We start from the raw sequence: 17297 nt of genomic DNA, 5'->3' as shown, positions 1-17297 counted from the left end.
GACGGCCATCCACCACCTCATGGCTGCTTCAGCAACACAAAATCATTCTTGTCGAACCGTCCACCCAACACCGGCACCAGTGCCCCAACCGGCGTGCCCTGCAGCTTCTGATAGTCCTGCCTGTCCATCACCAGCCACGCCGGACCGGTCACTGCCTGCAGTTCCTGCGGCGTGCCGGTGAACACCGGCTGCAGGTCCTCATCCAGGTTGACCATGAACTTGATCGCCTTCGCATCCTTGCCCATGGCATGCAGGACCACGGGCGCCGGTGCCTGGTGAATCAGCTGCCGGGCCGCCTGGGTAAACGTGCGGGTGTCATACGCCGAGCGCTCCACCGGCTCGACGACCAGGATGTAGCTGGTCCACATCGCCAGCACCGCACAGGCGGCCAGCCCCACGGCACGCCAGCGGGCCTTGAACAGCAACGCCACGGCAATCACTTGCAGCGCCCCCGCGAGCCAGGGCGCAGCACCCAGGCTCGGCAGGTCTTCGGGAAAGCGTCGATGCAACAGGATCATCCCGCCGATCAGCAACCCCGGCAGCAGCAACCAGATGCCCTGGATCAACCCGCGCAACCCGGCGAACAGTCGCCCCTGGCTAACCTGGAACGGAAACGCCGCGACGATGGCGATCATCGGCACCATCGGCAGGATGTAGCGGGCCTTTTTCGCTTGCGGCACCGACAAGCCGAGCATCACGATCAGTCCGGCCGCCAGGCAGTAGAGCATCAGTTGCAGTGCCGGGCCGCGGGGCTGGCGTCGGCCGGCGAGCAGCGCCGCCACCGCCAGTACCGCCAATGGGTAGGCCAGGGCGTAGTTGCCGAACGAGCTGGCGAAGTAGTACAGCAGGCCGCTGGAGCCCTCGCTGCCGTCCATGCGGCCGGTGAACTGCATGCGGATCACTTCATGGAGCAGGAAGCTGCCACCGTTCAGCCAGGCCAGCCAGAGCAGCAGGCCGATGCAGGCCACCAGCAGGCCCAGGGCCTGGAAGCCGAAGACGAAGAAGCGCCGCCATTGGCCGCCCAGCAGGTAGTAGCTGCAAAGCATGCCGGTGGGGATTACCAGGCCAATCGGCCCGCGGATGGCAAAGCCCAGTACCAGCAGGGCGAGGATCCAGGCATGGCGTTTCGGCGCGGCGAAATGCTCGGCGGCGTAGCCCAGGTAGAACACCGCGAAACCGACGGCGGCCAGCATCAGGTCCAGCGAAACGGCGCGGGTTTCGGTGATGAAGGTGTTGCTGAGCAGCAGCAGGGCGATGCTCAGCAGGGCCCAGCGTGGTGAATAGGGCGCGATCAGCCGGTACATCAGCACCACGATCCAGGCCGCCGCCAGCGCGCTGGGCAACCAGGCGGCCAGGGCATTGACCTTGCCGAAGGGCAGGGCGAACAACCAGACCAGCACGGTCGAGAATGCCGAATAGTCGGGGTAGGGCTCGCCATAGGTGGTGGGGAAGAACCCGGGGCCATGGCGGAGCATTTCCTCGGCGAACAGCACGAAACGTGAATCGAAGCCGATGGCCGCCTGCTGGTAGACCCCGGCGAGAAACAGCAGCAGTGCAGCCAGGCCCAGGAACAGGGATTGGCGATTGAGGGTGGCACGGGAGGTCAATGTCACAACGCAGTCCTTGTGAAAAGGCAGAGGACACCGGAGGGGTTCGCTACGGGGCGCACGATCCCCGTAGGAGCCGGCTTGCTGGCGATAGCGGCGTCTGAGGCAACACAGATGTCGACTTTCGAACCACTATCGCCAGCAAGCCGGCTCCCACAGGAGGTGGGTAGGGATCAGGCTTCTACGTGACCATGGCGGGTCACCGGCAGCTCCAGGGAGGCGCCGCGCCCGATGGCGAAGTAGGTGAAGCCCTTGCGCTGCATGCGGCCAGCGTCATACAGGTTGCGGCCATCGAAGATCACCGGCGACTTGAGGCGCTGCTGGATTCGCTCGAAGTCCGGCGCCTTGAACTGTTGCCACTCGGTGCAGACGATCAGCGCATCGGCACCGACCAGGGCCGCTTCCGGGGTGCCCATCAGCGACAGGCCCGGTTCGTCCGGATACAGGCGCTGGGTTTCCTGCATGGCCTCCGGGTCGAACGCCCGGACCTGGGCGCCAGCGGCCCACAGTGCTTCCATCAGTACCCGGCTCGGTGCATCGCGCATGTCGTCGGTGTTGGGTTTGAACGCCAGGCCCCAGAGGGCGAAGGTCTTGCCCTTGAGATCGCCCTTGTAGAACGCGTTGATGCGGTCGAACAGCTTGTGTTTCTGCCGTTCGTTGATCGCTTCCACCGCCTGCAGCAGGTCGCTGGAGCAGTTGGCGGCCTGGGCGCTGTGGATCAGGGCGCGCATGTCCTTGGGGAAGCACGAGCCGCCGTAGCCGCAGCCGGGGTAGATGAAGTGATAGCCGATGCGCTGGTCGGCGCCGATGCCCATGCGCACGGCCTCGATGTCGGCACCCAGGTGTTCGGCCAGCTCGGCGATCTGGTTGATGAAGCTGATCTTGGTCGCCAGCATGCAGTTGGCGGCGTACTTGGTCAGTTCGGCGCTGCGCAGGTCCATGAACATGATGCGGTCATGGTTGCGATTGAAGGGGGCATAGAGGTCGCGCATCACGTCACGCACTTCCTCACGCTCGCAGCCGATGATGATGCGGTCCGGGCGGCGGCAGTCCTCGACCGCCGAGCCTTCCTTGAGGAATTCCGGGTTCGAGACGATATCGAACTCCAGCTCGCGCCCGGCTTTTTGCAGGCCGGCTGCGATATGGGCACGCAGGGTGTCGCCGGTGCCGACCGGCACGGTGGATTTTTCCACCAGGATCAGCGGCTCGAAACGATGGCGGACCACGGCGTCACCCACCGACAGCACGTACTTGAGGTCGGCGGAACCATCTTCGTCCGATGGCGTGCCAACTGCGATGAACAGCACCTGGCCGTGTTCGATCGCCAGCTTTTCATCGCTGGTGAAGTGCAGGCGGCCACTCTCCAGATTGGACTTGACCATGGTCTCCAGCCCTGGTTCGAAGATCGGGATGTGGCCCTTGCGCAGCAATTCGATCTTGTTCTGGTCAACGTCCATGCACACGACGTCATGACCGACTTCGGCCAAGACAGTCGCCTGTACCAGGCCTACATAACCGCTACCAATTACGCTGATTTTCATACGGAGTCTCTAGGACGGGGTATACGTGGAGAATTGATCGTAAGAACACCGAGGATGACCAGCGCCACTCCCAGGGTCTTGGAAAGACTGAAACTTTCGTTGAAGAACGGCAGGCTGGCCGCCAGCAGGTAGACCAGTGCATAGCTGACGCTGAGCAGCGAGTAGGCGCGGCCCAGCGGCACATCACGCAGGGCCATCAGCCAGCAGAGCATCGACAGCGCGTAGGCGAGGATCGAGGCGCCGACCAGGGCCAGGGCCAGCAGCGAGACGTTGCCGGTCACCAGCGCGTCCAGCCACTGGTTCGGCTCGGGCAGGCGGGTCATGCTCCAGCGCATGCCCAACTGCGCGCTGCTGACCAGCAGCACGCTGCCGCCGGCAAAGCTGAAACCGCGGGCCAGGCTCATAGGTGCAGCCCCAGCAATACCACACCAACGATGATCAGCATGACGCCCAGCCAGTGACGACGGTCGATCGACTCCTTGAACAGGTAGCGCGCCACCAGGGTGATCAGGACGAAGTTGAGGCTGAGCATCGGATAGGCGATCCCGACTTCCAGGCGCTGCAACACCAGCAACCACACCAGCAGGCCCAGGCCAAGGCTGGCCAGGGCCAGCCATAACCAGGGCGAGCGCAGCTTGTCGAGCGCGCCCAGGGTTGTTTCGCGCCAGCCTTCGACGGCGTACTTCTGGGCGACCTGGCCCAGGCACGTCAGCAGGCAGGCGCTTAGCAGGAGGATCAGGGTCATGGTGCGCTCTGCGGGAAAATCAGGATCACGATATTGCCTTCGTCGTAACGCTTGTAATCCTTGGGCAATTTTTCGATTTCGCGCAGCTCTTCCTCGTCCTTGACACGCATCACCACGCCCACCTGGCCTTCACGCCGGGCCTGTTCCATCCAGGCCTGGATCTGGTTCATGTCCTGGGTGCGATGTTCGGCCTCCGGATAAGAGAGGCCGTACTTCACTTCACCCTGGGTGTTGTAGAGGGTGATGTCGGTACGCTTGACCCGCCAGGCCAGGGCTGAAGCGGCGCCCAGGTCGTTGCTCAGCAAATGGCGGCTCTGGCTCAGTTCCTGTTGGTGATCGGCGATGAACTGGTCGGGCATCTTGTTGTGCACGATGACGCTTGGCATTGCCGCCGGCACCAGCGCGATCAGCAGGCCCATGCCCAGTGCCGGCAGCGCCCACAGTTGCAGCGGCTTGAATACGGTCAGGGTGTTGAACAGGATCCAGCCGACAATCACCACGCACAGCAGGGTCAGATGGGTTGGCTCGTTGTCGTAGAACGGCTTTTTCAACTGGAAGAACACCACGGCCGCCAGCGCCACCAGGCCCAACACAAGGTTGAGCAGGCCATTGAGACGCGACACCTTGGCTTGTCCCAGCTTGAGGCGTTCCATCAGCGAGTGGCCCATCAGCAGCGCCAGCGGCATCAGGCACGGCATGATGTAGGTCGGCAGCTTGCCGCGGCTGAGGCTGAAGAACGCCAGCGGCAGCAGCAGCCACAGCAGCAGGAACGCTGTGGTCCGCTGGCCCTTGCTGTTCCAGGCATCCTTGAGGGTGATCGGGAACAGCAGGGCCCAGGGCAGGCTGGAAACCACGATCAACGGCAGGTAGAACCACCAGGGGCGAGTGTGCTGGGCATCTTCGGCGGCGAAGCGGCGGATATGCTCGTGCCAGAAGAAGAACCGCCAGTAGTCCGGCTCCTGCAGGTGCACCGCGATGACCCACGGCAGGCTGATCAGTGCCGCGACCAGCACCGCCACCAGCCCGTAGCCCACCAGCTCGCGAAAACGCTTCTGCCAGATCATGTAGGGCAGGGCGATCAGTACCGGTAGCATCAGCGCGAGGAAGCCCTTGGTCATGAAGCCCCAGCCGCAGGCAAAGCCCAGGGCGGCCCAGGACCGCAGGCGGGCCTTGCGGGTCTGGCTGTCGATCGCCAGCCAGAGGGCGACGAAGCTCAGGTTGACCCAGAAGGTGAACTGCGGATCGAGGTTGGCATAGCCGGCCTGGCCGGCTATCAGGCCAAAGCTCATGAACAGTGCCGCGCTGGCGAAACTCTTGCGTGGGTCGTTCCACAGGCGGCCGGCCAGCAGATACACCAGCAACACGCTCAGGCCGGTGCTCAGCGCTGAGGCAAAGCGCACGCCGAAGAAGTTGTCGCCGAAGATCGCCTGGCCAATGGCGATCATCCAGTAGCCGGCAATCGGTTTCTCGAAGTAGCGCAGCTCCATGAAGTGTGGCGCCGCCCAGTGGCCGCGCAGGAGCATTTCCTGGCCGATCTGCGCGTAGCGGGTTTCATCCGGAATCCACATGCCGTGGCTCATCAGCGGAGCCAGGTAGAACAGCAGGAAGGCGAGGAACAATAGTGGCAAAGCCCAGCGTCTGGTCATCCCTGCTGTACCCCCAGCCAGCCTTCCCGGCCAGTGAGGGTGCCGCGCACCAGCCGGCCCTCGGGCAACCTGTCCAGCTGTGCCGGTAGCAGGTTGACCAGGGGTTGGAACTCGATATCACGCGTCCTGGCTTGCGCCAGCAACTGACGAAAATCGTTGGCCATCAGAATCCCTTCTACTTCTGCATGAATGGTGTAGACGTTCAGTTTCGCCGGGCTGAACCGGTCGAGGATGAACGCGTTGAAATCCTTCGCGGCCAGGTCCGCCCCGACGACTTCGTCGAAGGTCGGCAGGTCCACGGGGATTTGCGGGGTGCCCGGGCTGCCGTCCGCCAACCGTGGCAGGAACAGACCGTGTCCCCGGCAGTCGCTGTTGTAGCGAAAGCCGAAATGTTCCTTGGCTTGCACGACGCGCTCGTCCGCCCGCCAGCCGGCGGTGGCCGAACATTCGACGGCTTGCCCGGTGATGTCGCTCAGGCAGTCGACGCCGCGGCGGATCTGTTCGATCAGCTCGTCTTCGCTCCAGCGTCCGGCATTGGCCTGCCAGCCGTGGTGATCCCAGGCATGCAGGCCGACTTCATGACCGGCGGCCAGGGTCTGGCGCATCAGATGCCCCAGGTCCCGGCCGATCGGCTTGCCTGGCCAGGCGGTGCCGGCCAGGAGGATGTCCCAGCCGTACAGGCTGGCCGCCTTGGAGCGCATCATCTTCAGGAAGAACTGCGGCTTGATGAGGCGCCACAGGTGGCGCCCCATGTTGTCCGGTCCGACACTGAAGAAGAAGGTCGCCTTGACCTGGGCCTCGTCGAGCAGTTCCAGCAGTCGCGGTACACCCTCACGGGTGCCGCGATAGGTGTCCACATCGATACGAAGTCCCGCTTGCATCAGCGTTTGTCCGCGATTTCGAGCATGGCTTCCTTCAGGAAGAAGTCCAGGGTGTTACCGATGGTTTCGCTCATCTCGACGGTCGGCTCCCAATTCAGCAGGCGCTTGGCGTTTTCGATACTTGGCTTGCGGTGTTCCACGTCCTGGTAGCCGGCGCCGTAGAACGCCTTGCTTTCCACTTCGCGGAAACCGGCGAACGGCGGGAAGTTGCTGCGCAGCGGATGCGCTTCGAACTGACGCAGCAGCTCTTCGCCCAGCTGGCGGATGCTGGCTTCGTTGTCCGGGTTGCCGATGTTGATGATCTGGCCGTTGCAGCTGTCATTCTCGTTGTCGACGATACGCGCCAGTGCTTCGATGCCGTCGGCGATGTCGGTGAAGCAACGCTTCTGCTCGCCGCCGTCGAACAGGCGGATCGGTGTGCCTTCGACCAGGTTCAGGATCAGCTGGGTGATCGCGCGGGAGCTGCCGATACGTGCCGAGTCCAGGCGGTCCAGGCGGGGGCCCATCCAGTTGAACGGACGGAACAGGGTGAAATTCAGGCCCTTGGCGCCGTAGGCCCAGATCACGCGGTCCAGCAGTTGCTTGGACACCGAGTAGATCCAGCGCTGCTTGCTGATCGGGCCGACGATCAGGTTCGAGGTGTCTTCGTCGAAGTTCTTGTCCTGGCACATGCCATAGACTTCGGAGGTCGACGGGAAGATCACGCGCTTGTTGTACTTGACGCAGTAGCGAACCAGCTTCAGGTTCTCTTCGAAGTCCAGTTCGAATACGCGCAGCGGGTTGCGGGTGTACTCGATCGGGGTAGCGATGGCCACCAGCGGCAGGACCACGTCGCACTTCTTGATGTGGTACTCGATCCACTCGGAGTGGATGCTGATGTCGCCTTCGACGAAGTGGAAGTTCGGATGGCTGCGCAGGCGCTCGATGGCGTCGGAGCCGATGTCCAGGCCGTAGACTTCGTATTTGTCGTCACGCAGCAGGCGCTCGGACAGGTGGTTGCCGATGAAACCGTTGACGCCCAGGATCAGCACGCGAGTACGACGAGGCTTGCGGCCCGACTCGGCGCCGCGCAGCACGGAACCGTCGACCAGGCCCAGTTCGTTGGCCAGTTGCGGGCCGCTGAGGAACAGGCCGTTCTCGTTGCGCTGGCCGGCATTGATCACCAGCGAGTCTTCACCGCAGGCGATGCGCAGCGGATCGACGCTGATCACGCGACCAGGCGCCAGGCCTTCGTTGCCCTTGACGACATCGGCACCCCAGACGATCAGCTTGTGCTCGCCCACGGCGCAGAAGGCGCCCGGATAAGGCTTGGTGACGGCGCGAACCAGGTTGAACAGCTCTTCGGCAGGCTTGGCCCAGACCAGTTTGCCATCAGCCGGGGTACGGCGACCGAAGTAGGTGGCCTTGGACTCGTCCTGGGCGGTTTCGGTCAACTTGCCCTGGGCCAGTTGTGGCAGGGCATCACGCAGCAGGTTGGCGGCGCTGTCACGCAGCTTGGCGTGCAGGCTCAGGGCGGTGTCGGAACGCTCGATGGCGACGCGGTTCTGCGCCAGGATGCCACCGGCATCGGCACGCTTGACCATGCGATGCAGGGTCACGCCGGTTTCGGTTTCGCCGTTGACCAGCACCCAGTTGGCTGGCGCGCGGCCGCGGTAGCGTGGCAGCAGCGAACCGTGCAGGTTGTACGCGCCATTCTTGGCGGTGGCCAGCAGCGCTTCGCTCAGCAGGTTGCGGTAGTAGAAAGAGAAGATGAAATCCGGGTTGAGCTTGGCGATGCGCTCGATCCACAGCGGGTGGTTGGCGTCTTCCGGCGCGTGTACCGGAATGCCCTTGAGGGCGCACAGTTGGGCAACCGAACCGTAGAAGGCGTTTTCCTTCGGATCGTCAGCGTGGGTGAATACGGCTGCGATTTCATAACCTGCGTTCAGCAGAGCTTCGATGCCTGCGCAACCGATATCGTGATAGGCAAAGACGACAGCTTTCTGGTTCATGGTGCAACCTGATTGGAGGTAGTTGGAGAAGGGGTTGGCTCTAGGGTGCTGCTGGCGGAAGGCTGGCTGCGCAGCACTTTCTCGATGAAGAAGCGTGGGCGGGCGCGGACATCGCTGTACATGCGGCCCAGGTACTCACCCAGCAGGCCCATGCCGATGAACTGGCCGCCGGTGAACACGAACAGCACGGCAAACAGCACGAAGGTGCCATCACCGGCCCATTCGGCGCCGAAGATCAGGCGCAGGACTATCAGCAGAAAGGCGAACAGCGCGCCGAGGCCGGCCATGGCAAAACCGATGATGCTCAACAGCCGCAGGGGCGTAGTGGTCATGCAGGTGACCAGGTCGAACATCAGGTTGATCAGGCGCATCGGGCTGTACTTCGAGTCGCCGTGTTCGCGCTCGGCGTGTTGTACCAGCACTTCGGTGGTGTGGCGGGCGAAGCTGTTGGCCAGGATCGGGATGAAGGTGCTGCGTTCGCGGCAGGCGAGCATGGCATCGACGATGGTGCGGCGATAGGCGCGCAGCATGCAGCCGTAGTCGCTCATGGCAACGCCGGTGGAGCGTTGCACGGCCAGGTTGATCAGGCGCGACGGCCAGCGGCGGAAGGCCGAGTCCTGGCGATTGTTGCGCACGGTACCGACCACGTCGTAACCCAGCGCGGCCTGGGCCACCAGGCGCGGAATTTCCTCCGGCGGGTTCTGCAGGTCGGCGTCCAGGGTGATCACCACGTCGCCGGTGGATTGCTCGAAACCGGCCATGATTGCAGCGTGCTGGCCGTAGTTTCGGTTCAGGATGACGGCAACCACCGGGCTGCCTTCGCGCTCGGCGGCTTCCTGCAGAAGCTCGGCGGAGCGGTCGCGGCTGCCATCGTCGACCAGGATGATTTCCACTGCCTGGGTCAACTGTGCACAAGCAGCTTCGGTGCGGCGCAACAGCTCGGGCAAACTCTGCTCTTCGTTGTAGACCGGTATGACGATCGACACGCGCTGAATCGGGTAAGGTTTCAAAGGCTTCTTTCCAGAAAGGTTTCAGTAATGCAAGCGATGATCTGTGTCATCGTGTGACAGGCCGGATTTCACCATGGGAAAGACGACTTGTACCAGTGCGTCAGGCAAAACGAGACATGCTCGTAGGAATATGCCAAACACAAACGACGGACATCTGGCGATTAAAGCTCAAAACCGTGAAAGGTAAAGGCGTGGTGCAGCGTTATCTTCATGATTTTCATCAAATCCTGACTTAAGTCCTGAACAGGGACTACGGTAAACGCAGAGATGTGAAAAGCCTATGAAAGATGGATCAAGATCGTGTCCTTTTTGACATACAGACAGGCTCTATTCAGGAAGTTGAATAGATGTGAAAACTTGTAACGTTTTCCTGCTTGCAGTCGGCGGTTTTTTGCTCAGGTAGCCGCCATGACTTCGAGCATGGGGATTTTTCTGACAGGCTGCCGGTACTGTAGGAAAATCAGTAATCTTCAAGCAGACCTTGTCTTCGGGAATCCTGGATGAATCAGTACACGCCGCGTAACTGGCAGCCCCATGAGCGCCCCAGTCTGCCCGGCTCACCCTCGACTCCGCTGCATTCGACGCCCCGGCGCCTGGCCTACGCCATGGTCGGGCTGCTGGTGGCCGTGACCGGCGGGTTGGGCAATGCGCTGGTGGTGGCCAACCTGCCGTACCTGCAGGGGGCGGTCGGCGCCACCACCGCAGAGATGGCCTGGCTGCCGGCCGCCTATGTCATGACCAATGTCTCGATGAACCTGTTGCTGGTGAAGTTTCGCCAGCAGTTCGGCCTGCGGGCGTTCACCGAGGTGTTCCTGGTGCTCTACGCCCTGGTGACTTTTGGCCATCTGTTCGTCAACGACCTCAGTTCGGCCATCGCGGTGCGTGCCGCCCACGGCATGGTCGGTGCGGCGCTCAGTTCTCTCGGCCTCTACTACATGATCCAGGCATTTCCGGCCAAATGGCGGCTCAAGGCCCTGGTACTGGGCCTGGGGACTTCGCAGTTGGCGCTGCCCCTGGCCCGGCTGTTTTCCGAGGACCTGCTGCAGATCGCCGAATGGCGCGGCCTGTACATGTTCGAGCTGGGCCTGGCGCTGGCGGCACTGGGCTGCGTCTTTCTGCTCAAGTTGCCGCCTGGCGACCGCTTCCGGACCTTCGAGAAGCTGGATTTTCTCACCTTTGCGGTACTTGCCACGGGCGTGGCGCTGCTGTGCGCGGTGTTGTCCCTGGGACGCATCGACTGGTGGCTGGAGGCGCCGTGGATCGGCGTTGCCAGCGCGGCGTCGATTGCACTGATCCTGGCCGGGCTGGCCATCGAACACAACCGCAGCAACCCGATGCTGATGACCCGCTGGCTGGGCAGCGGGGCGATGATCCGCCTGGCGCTGGCGGTGATCCTGATTCGCCTGGTGTTCTCCGAACAGTCCACCGGCGCGGTGGGTTTCCTGCAGGCGTTGAACATGGGCAGTGAGCAGATGCGCAGCCTCTATATGGTGATGCTGGTGGGCAGCGTCGCCGGGCTGGCGGTCAGTGCCCTGACCATTCATCCCGACCATCTGTTCATGCCGCTGATCATCTCCCTGGGGCTGATGGCGCTGGGCTCTTCCATGGACAGCTTCTCGAACAACCTGACCCGTCCGGCCAACATGTACCTCAGCCAGTTCCTGCTGGCCTTCGGCGGTACTTTCTTCGTGGGGCCGACCATGGCCCTGGGTACCCGCAACGTGATCACCAACCCGCGTAACCTGGTGAGTTTTTCCGTGCTGTTCGGGATCTGCAACAACCTCGGCGGGCTGATCGGTTCGGCGCTTTTGGGGACCTTCCAGGTGGTGCGCGAGAAAATCCACTCCAGCAGCATTGTCGAGCACCTGACCCTGAGCGATCCGCTGGTGGCGGCGCGGATACAGGGTTCCGCCGCCGGTTACGCCTCGACGATTTTCGACCCGTCGCTGCGTACCACCCAGGGCATGCGTGCGTTGGCCTCCGCGGCGACTCGCGAGGCCAATGTGCTGGCCTACAACGACGTGTTCATGCTGATCGCGCTGATCGCGGTGCTGACCATGATCTGGATCTTCATCCGTAGCCTGTGGCTGATGAGCACCACGCGGCGGGTCGCCGGCAATACTCCACCTTCCACCTCTAGCAGCGGTACCACACCACGATGAGCGAATCCGTCACCACTACCAATGCCATTGCCGCCACGGCCGAGGGCCAGACGCCTCCCGGTGCGTCGTCGACCGAGCCGCGCTCGTTGCGGGTACGGATCATTTCGTCATTGGGTTTTGCCGCCATCGCCCTGGCGGGGGTGCTGATCGTGCTTTATGCCTGGCAACTGCCGCCGTTCAGCAGCGCGATTGAAAGCACCGAGAATGCTCTGGTGCGCGGTCAAGTGACGCTGATCGGTCCGCAACTGAGCGGTTACGTATTTGAGGTGCCGGTGCAGGACTTCCAGCACGTCAAGGCCGGCGACCTGCTGGTGCGCCTGGACGACCGGATCTACCGGCAGCATCTGGACCAGGCGCTGGCCCAGCTGGCGGTGCAGAAGGCTGCCCTGGCCAATAACGACCAGCAACGGCGCAGTGCCGAGGCGACCATCGCCCAGCGGCGTGCGGCGTTGGCCAACAGCAAGGCCCAGGCGCGCAAGAGCGATGCCGACCAGGCCCAGACCCTGGCGGCGGTGGCCCAGGCCGAGGCCGCCGTGGACATTTCCCGGCAAGACCTGCAGACGGTAGTGGTCAATCGCGGTTCCCTGGAGGCGGCGGTGAGTAATGCCGAGGCCGCAGTCGAACTGGCGCGCATCGACCTGTCCAATACCCGGATCCTTGCGCCACGTGACGGACAACTGGGGCAGATTGGCGTGCGTCTGGGCGCCTATGTGAACTCCGGGGCGCAATTGATGGCGTTGGTGCCGGACCGGCGCTGGGTCATCGCCAACATGAAGGAAACGCAGATGGCCGCGGTGCGCGAAGGGCAGGCGGTGAGCTTCACGGTCGACGCGCTCGATCATCGTCGGTTCAGCGGGCGGGTCCAGCGTATCTCGCCGGCCACAGGCTCGGAGTTCAGCCTGCTGCAGGCTGACAATGCCACTGGCAACTTCGTCAAGATCGCCCAGCGGGTGCCGGTACGTATCACCGTCGACCCGGGACAGGCCGAGGCCGAGCGTCTGCGGCCTGGGATGTCGGTGGTGGTGAGTATCGATACCGCCAGTGAGGTGAAGGTGGTGGAGGAGGCCTTTTAAGTGGCGCTCGCTCCACGCCTGTCTATTTGGCGGCCTGGGTCCGGATGGCCTCCATCAACCCGTCGATCCGCTCCAGCTGATCGCGGTTGTCATGGTCCCAAGGATGGAAGCCCGGCTTGAAGTAATCCAGCCAGGGCAGGGCAATCCTGGGAAATATCCCGCGCCAGCCGAACAGGTACTTGACCATCCGCCACCACCCACGCAGGTGATGCCCGGCCTTGCGGTCGGCGATCAGCAGGCGGACATGGAAGTCGAACACCACCAGCCAGAAAAAGAACGTGGTCGACAGCATCGCCCCCGTACGCAACAGGTAACGCCTGGGACCGGGCTTGATCACCGTGTTCCAGACATCGAAGGCCACCGACTTGTGCTCGGTTTCCTCCAGCGCATGCCAGGTCCACATCTGCCGGTAGCCTTCGACCGAGTCGCCGAAACGGCTCGGATCGCGCAGCAGCAGGTCGGCGAGCATGGCCGTGTAGTGCTCCAGGGCAATGGTGATCGCCAGGTTGAACGAGGGGGCGAAGTGTTTCTTCTGGAAGTCGAGGATGATCCGCAAGCGTCGGTCGAGCATGTGCGCGGGCAGGCCGGCATTCTCCAGCAAATCGTTGTAGAGCACGTGTTCGCGGCTGTGCATGGCTTCCTGGCCGATGAAGCCCTGGATCGCCTTGCGCAGTTGCGGGTCCTCTACCTGGTTGCGGTAGTGACGCACGCTGTCCATGAAGAACAGCTCGCCGGAAGGGAACAGCAGTGACAGGGCGTTGAAGAAGTGAGTGACCCAGGGGCCCTCGGCGTGCCAGTCCTTGATGCGTTCGGCGGGCAGTTCGGGGTGGATATCGCGACGGATTGGCAGCATGGCTGGCCCTCCTGAAATGTCGGTTGGGGGCGGTCAGATGCCGCCCGAGTCCTTGACGTCATAGCCTGCGGCCTTGTTCTTGCGCCGGCCCAGGGGCGACAGGCGGCGGGTGGCGAACACCACCAGGGCCTGGTAGGCACTCGGCAGCAGCCGCACGAACAGGTCGAGGGCGTGGGCGTCGCGGCCGATCAGCACGCGGCGGCGGTTCTTGCGTACGCCCTGCAGGATCACCCGCGCGGCCTGTTCGGCGCTGGTAATGAACAGCTTCTCGAAATCGGCGCGGGCCTGCTGTTCACTGTCGATCAGCAAGCCCTTGACGTTGTCGCTGATGCGGCTGGAGCGGGCGATATCGGTACGGATACCGCCGGGGTGCACGCTGGTGGCGGAGACGCCGTAGTTCATCAGGTCCAGTTCCTGGCGCAGCGCCTCGGTAAAACCGCGCACCGCGAATTTGCTGGCGTTGTAGCCGCTCATCCCCGGTTGGGCGAACAGTCCGAACACGCTGGAGGTGTTGACGATATGCCCCTCGCCAGACTGCTTCAGGTAGGGCAGGAACGCCTGGGTGCCATGCACCACGCCCCAGAAGTTAATACCCACGATCCACTCCAGATCCTCGAGGCTCATGCCCTCGATGGTGCTCGACAGCGCCACGCCGGCGTTGTTGAAGATCAGATTGATGTGCCCGTGCTCGGCAGCGCTCGCCGCCGCCCAGTCGAACATCGCCAGGCGATCGGCCACGTCCAGCACCTGCGAGGTCATGCGCAGGGGCAGCAGCGCTGCGGCACGGGCCAGGACCAGGGTCTGTTCCAGGCCGGCAGCGTTCTTGTCGGCCAACGCCAGGTGGCAACCCTCGCGGGCCAGGGCGATGGCCAGCGCGCGGCCCATGCCGGAGCCGGCACCGGTAATTGCAGCGACCTTGCCGTCGAATGTCTTCATGAGTGGCTGCCTTGTGCGGGTTCGGTGGCGGTGGAGGTGGTAGCGGCGGGGCGCTGCAGGCTTTCGCCGAAGGTGAGGTAGTCGCGCAGTTCGAAGTGGCGGGTCTCCTGGCGGAAGCGCCAGGTGGAGCCTGGCCAGAGCGTGGTGTTCTTGCCGGTACGTGGGTCCAGGTACCAACTGCGGCAGCCGCCGGTGGACCAGATCGCCCGCTTGAGTTGCTGCTGCAGGCGGCTGTTGTACTGGCTCTCCACCTGGGGCCGGACTTCCAGCGCACGGATGCGCTGGTCACGCATCTGCTTGAGCGCCTGGAGGATGTAGTCGACCTGGGCTTCGATCATCAGGATCATCGAGTTGTGTCCCAGGCCGGTGTTCGGCCCGATGATCATGAACAGGTTGGGATAGCCGGGCAGGCAGGTGCCCAGGTAGGCGTGGGCACCTTCGGCCCAGGCGTCCATGATGTCCACGCCATTGCGCCCGATCAGCAGGCCAGGGGGCAGCGGTTCGGTGGCCTGGAAGCCGGTGCCGTAGATCAGGCAGTCGACCGGATGGCGAACGCCGTCTGCCGTGACCACGGCGTCGGCCTCTATCCGTTGCACGTCCTGGGTCACCACCTTGACGTGGCTGCGGGTCAGCGCCGGGTAGTAGTCGTTGGAAATCAGGATGCGCTTGCAGCCGATGGTGTAGTCGGGGGTCAGGGTCTTGCGCAGGGTCGGTGCCGCGACCTGCTTGTGCAGGTGCCGCAGGGCGACTTTCTGTACCAGCTTCATCAGCCTGGGCTGGCGGGCGAAGGCGATGACCCGGCTTTCGAGCAGCCAGTAGAGGGTCGAACGGGCCAGTCGCTGGGTGAACGGCAGGTGGGTGAACAGCCAGCGTTCAACCCCGGACACCCGGCGGTCGGGCTTGGGCAATATCCACGGTGGGGTGCGCTGGAACAGGCTCAGGTGCGCCACTCGCGGGGCGATTTGCGGCACGAACTGGATGGCGCTGGCGCCGGTGCCGATCACCGCGACCCGCTTGCCTTCCAGCGGATATTGATGATCCCAGTCCTGGGAATGAAAGCTCTTGCCCTGGAAATTCTCCAGCCCCGGAATATCCGGCAAGGCCGGGCGCGACAGCCCGCCCATGCCACTGACCAGCACCCGCGCGCTGACTTCGCGGCCATCGCTGAAACTCAGTTGCCAGCGCTGCAGCGTCTCGTCGTACACCGCCTTCTCCAGTGCCATGTTGTAGCGCAGATGCGGCGCCAGGCCGAAGTCTTGCGCACAGCGCTCCAGGTAGGCGCGGATCTCCGCCTGCTGGGCGAACTGCCGGCTCCAGTGCGGGTTGGGCGCGAAGGAAAAGGAATAGACATGGGACTGCACGTCGCAGGCGCAGCCCGGATAGTGGTTGTCCCGCCAGGTGCCGCCGAGTGAATCGGCCCGTTCGGCAATGAAGAAATCGGCCATCCCGGCCTGTTTCAGCTTGATGGCCATGCACAGCCCGGCAAAGCCGGAACCGATGATCGCGATATCGACTGATTCGCGGCCGGCGGGGGGTGACGAGTACGCATTCATGGTGTGTACCTCGATTGTGGCGACGCCTGACAATCAGTTCGTCGCTGGATGAAAACCCGGTATTGCACAATTAAATTATTTGTTTTAAAAATTAATTTAAATAATTTACCTGAAAATATCACCTACGCTAGTGATCTGTGCAGATTGACCGACCCACCTGACCGGTGGGGATCGTCGACGGGCGTCAGGAGATAGCCACGACAGGAGCCAATACCGGCTCTGGAGTCGGGTGCAGGGATGCAGAGGGCTGACGGAATGGGATGGGGCGTAGCTGCGGTCGCTTTTGTGCTGGGCAGTGTCGGACTCTGGGCTGCCAGCCAGCGGATCAATCGCCGGATCGAAGAGAGCGTACCGGCCGAGGGGCGCTTCATCGAGGTCGATGGCGAGCGCATCCACTATGTGGACGAAGGCAAGGGTCCGACGCTGGTCATGATCCATGGCCTGTCCGGCTGTGGCCGCAACCTGACTCATTCGCTGTCGCCCAGGCTGCGCGAGCAGTTCCGGGTGATTACCCTGGACCGTCCCGGCTCCGGTTATTCGAGCCGTTCGCCGGGGGCCGGGGTCAGCATCAGTGCACAGGCCAGCCTGATTGCCCGTTTCATCGAAATCCTCCACCTCGGCCAGCCGTTGATCGTCGGGCATTCACTGGGTGGTGCGTTGGCCCTGGCCTTGGCGCTCGATCATCCGCAGCGGGTGTCCGGCCTGGTGCTGGTGGCTCCCCTGACTCATCCCCAGCGCATGTTGCCGCTGGTGTTCCTGTCACTGGGGGTGAGGCCCGACTTCATTCGGCGCTGGGTCGCCCTGACGCTGGCGGCGCCGATGGCCATGCTCGGGCGCGGTAGCCTGCTCAAGGCGGTGTTCGCTCCCGAGCGTGCGCCGGCCGACTTTGCCGAGCGTGGCGGTGGTCTGCTCGGCATGCGCTCCGGCAACTTCTATTGCGCCTCCAGTGAGATCGCCACGGTCAACGACGATTTGCCGAGAATGGTCCGGCGCTATCCGCAGCTCCAGCTGCCGGTGGGGCTGATCTATGGCTCGCAGGACGAAGTGTTGGACTATCGAAGGCACGGCGAGTCGATGGCGCGCCTGGTGCCGGGCATTCAAATGGATATTCTCGAGGGGCGAGGGCACATGCTGCCGATCACGGCGGTCGAGCCGGTGGTCGCCATGGTCCTGGATATCGCCGCTCGGGCAAACGAGCAGCACGGTGTCACCCAGCAGCATGAAATGACCGCAGTTGCGCCTTCTTGAGCTTGCTTGCAGAAGGATCGGACTGCACCACCCGCGACATTCAAAATGACG

General features: G+C 63.3%; 14 protein-coding genes. 3 read left to right on the top strand and 11 right to left on the bottom strand.

Annotated features, from left to right (window positions below):
- Positions 1 to 17: 17 nt before the first annotated feature.
- The 8 genes from AC6I6U_RS19820 to arnC all read right to left on the bottom strand — a co-directional run bounded on the left by AC6I6U_RS19820 (position 18) and on the right by arnC (position 9421).
- Complete coding sequence (locus tag AC6I6U_RS19820; protein ID WP_497877722.1) at positions 18 to 1613, bottom strand: ArnT family glycosyltransferase; 1596 nt, start codon at positions 1611 to 1613, stop codon at positions 18 to 20.
- 167 nt (positions 1614 to 1780) lie between these two features.
- Positions 1781 to 3148 (bottom strand): UDP-glucose dehydrogenase family protein, encoded by a 1368-nt coding sequence (locus AC6I6U_RS19815; protein ID WP_497877721.1) that lies wholly within the window; start codon positions 3146 to 3148, stop codon positions 1781 to 1783.
- Positions 3145 to 3552 carry a 4-amino-4-deoxy-L-arabinose-phosphoundecaprenol flippase subunit ArnF gene (gene arnF / locus AC6I6U_RS19810; protein ID WP_497877720.1) on the bottom strand — a complete coding sequence of 136 codons (408 nt, stop codon included), beginning with the start codon at positions 3550 to 3552 and terminating at the stop codon, positions 3145 to 3147. Before arnF ends, AC6I6U_RS19815 begins: the two co-directional genes overlap by 4 nt.
- The gene (gene arnE / locus AC6I6U_RS19805) at positions 3549 to 3893 is read right to left on the bottom strand and encodes a 4-amino-4-deoxy-L-arabinose-phosphoundecaprenol flippase subunit ArnE (protein WP_497877719.1); all 345 of its coding nucleotides are present in this window, start codon (positions 3891 to 3893) and stop codon (positions 3549 to 3551) included. Before arnE ends, arnF begins: the two co-directional genes overlap by 4 nt.
- Positions 3890 to 5539 carry a lipid IV(A) 4-amino-4-deoxy-L-arabinosyltransferase gene (gene arnT / locus AC6I6U_RS19800; RefSeq protein ID WP_497877718.1) on the bottom strand — a complete coding sequence of 550 codons (1650 nt, stop codon included), beginning with the start codon at positions 5537 to 5539 and terminating at the stop codon, positions 3890 to 3892. Before arnT ends, arnE begins: the two co-directional genes overlap by 4 nt.
- Positions 5536 to 6420: a 4-deoxy-4-formamido-L-arabinose-phosphoundecaprenol deformylase gene (arnD, locus tag AC6I6U_RS19795; protein ID WP_497877717.1), complete on the bottom strand. Its 885-nt coding sequence runs from the start codon at positions 6418 to 6420 to the stop codon at positions 5536 to 5538. The genes arnT and arnD overlap by 4 nt, the downstream gene beginning before the upstream one ends.
- Positions 6420 to 8411, bottom strand: coding sequence for a bifunctional UDP-4-amino-4-deoxy-L-arabinose formyltransferase/UDP-glucuronic acid oxidase ArnA (arnA, locus tag AC6I6U_RS19790; protein ID WP_497877716.1), 1992 nt, complete (start codon positions 8409 to 8411; stop codon positions 6420 to 6422). The genes arnD and arnA overlap by 1 nt, the downstream gene beginning before the upstream one ends.
- Complete coding sequence (arnC, locus tag AC6I6U_RS19785) at positions 8408 to 9421, bottom strand: undecaprenyl-phosphate 4-deoxy-4-formamido-L-arabinose transferase (protein ID WP_497877715.1); 1014 nt, start codon at positions 9419 to 9421, stop codon at positions 8408 to 8410. Before arnC ends, arnA begins: the two co-directional genes overlap by 4 nt.
- 500 nt (positions 9422 to 9921) lie before the next feature.
- Between arnC and AC6I6U_RS19780 the strand changes: the two genes are divergently transcribed.
- Together AC6I6U_RS19780 and AC6I6U_RS19775 are read left to right on the top strand one after the other, a co-directional pair.
- Entirely contained in the window at positions 9922 to 11583 is a 1662-nt protein-coding gene (locus tag AC6I6U_RS19780; RefSeq protein ID WP_497877714.1) for an MFS transporter, read from the top strand.
- Positions 11580 to 12656, top strand: coding sequence for an HlyD family secretion protein (locus AC6I6U_RS19775; RefSeq protein ID WP_497877713.1), 1077 nt, complete (start codon positions 11580 to 11582; stop codon positions 12654 to 12656). Before AC6I6U_RS19780 ends, AC6I6U_RS19775 begins: the two co-directional genes overlap by 4 nt.
- A gap of 22 nt (positions 12657 to 12678) precedes the next feature.
- Here AC6I6U_RS19775 and AC6I6U_RS19770 read toward each other — a convergent pair whose 3' ends face one another.
- The 3 genes from AC6I6U_RS19770 to AC6I6U_RS19760 are packed head-to-tail and all read right to left on the bottom strand — an operon-like array spanning position 12679 to position 15998.
- Positions 12679 to 13509 (bottom strand): metal-dependent hydrolase, encoded by an 831-nt coding sequence (locus AC6I6U_RS19770; RefSeq protein WP_497877712.1) that lies wholly within the window; start codon positions 13507 to 13509, stop codon positions 12679 to 12681.
- Between the two features lie 33 nt (positions 13510 to 13542).
- Positions 13543 to 14445 carry an SDR family NAD(P)-dependent oxidoreductase gene (locus AC6I6U_RS19765; RefSeq protein WP_497877711.1) on the bottom strand — a complete coding sequence of 301 codons (903 nt, stop codon included), beginning with the start codon at positions 14443 to 14445 and terminating at the stop codon, positions 13543 to 13545.
- Complete coding sequence (locus AC6I6U_RS19760; protein WP_497877710.1) at positions 14442 to 15998, bottom strand: flavin-containing monooxygenase; 1557 nt, start codon at positions 15996 to 15998, stop codon at positions 14442 to 14444. The genes AC6I6U_RS19765 and AC6I6U_RS19760 overlap by 4 nt, the downstream gene beginning before the upstream one ends.
- A gap of 255 nt (positions 15999 to 16253) precedes the next feature.
- Between AC6I6U_RS19760 and AC6I6U_RS19755 the strand changes: the two genes are divergently transcribed.
- A complete protein-coding gene (locus AC6I6U_RS19755) occupies positions 16254 to 17246 on the top strand; it encodes an alpha/beta fold hydrolase (protein ID WP_497877709.1) in 993 nt (330 codons plus the stop codon).
- Positions 17247 to 17297 lie beyond the last annotated feature (51 nt).

Source organism: Pseudomonas sp. UTLPPB19802, assembly GCF_059730225.1.
The sequence above is the reverse complement of the archived record's forward strand: the minus strand, read 5'-3'. Positions and strand labels throughout refer to the sequence as shown.

Bases quoted from the DNA above. Each gene is read 5' to 3' on its own strand.
- AC6I6U_RS19775 (WP_497877713.1), top strand. From the start codon at position 11,580: ATGAGCGAATCCGTCACCACTACCAATGCCATTGCCGCCACGGCCGAG.
- AC6I6U_RS19770 (WP_497877712.1), bottom strand. From the start codon at position 13,509: ATGCTGCCAATCCGTCGCGATATCCACCCCGAACTGCCCGCCGAACGC.
- arnA (WP_497877716.1), bottom strand. From the start codon at position 8,411: ATGAACCAGAAAGCTGTCGTCTTTGCCTATCACGATATCGGTTGCGCA.
- AC6I6U_RS19765 (WP_497877711.1), bottom strand. From the start codon at position 14,445: ATGAAGACATTCGACGGCAAGGTCGCTGCAATTACCGGTGCCGGCTCC.
- AC6I6U_RS19755 (WP_497877709.1), top strand. From the start codon at position 16,254: ATGGGATGGGGCGTAGCTGCGGTCGCTTTTGTGCTGGGCAGTGTCGGA.
- arnD (WP_497877717.1), bottom strand. From the start codon at position 6,420: ATGCAAGCGGGACTTCGTATCGATGTGGACACCTATCGCGGCACCCGT.
- arnE (WP_497877719.1), bottom strand. From the start codon at position 3,893: ATGACCCTGATCCTCCTGCTAAGCGCCTGCCTGCTGACGTGCCTGGGC.
- AC6I6U_RS19780 (WP_497877714.1), top strand. From the start codon at position 9,922: ATGAATCAGTACACGCCGCGTAACTGGCAGCCCCATGAGCGCCCCAGT.
- arnT (WP_497877718.1), bottom strand. From the start codon at position 5,539: ATGACCAGACGCTGGGCTTTGCCACTATTGTTCCTCGCCTTCCTGCTG.
- AC6I6U_RS19760 (WP_497877710.1), bottom strand. From the start codon at position 15,998: ATGAATGCGTACTCGTCACCCCCCGCCGGCCGCGAATCAGTCGATATC.
- AC6I6U_RS19815 (WP_497877721.1), bottom strand. From the start codon at position 3,148: ATGAAAATCAGCGTAATTGGTAGCGGTTATGTAGGCCTGGTACAGGCG.
- arnF (WP_497877720.1), bottom strand. From the start codon at position 3,552: ATGAGCCTGGCCCGCGGTTTCAGCTTTGCCGGCGGCAGCGTGCTGCTG.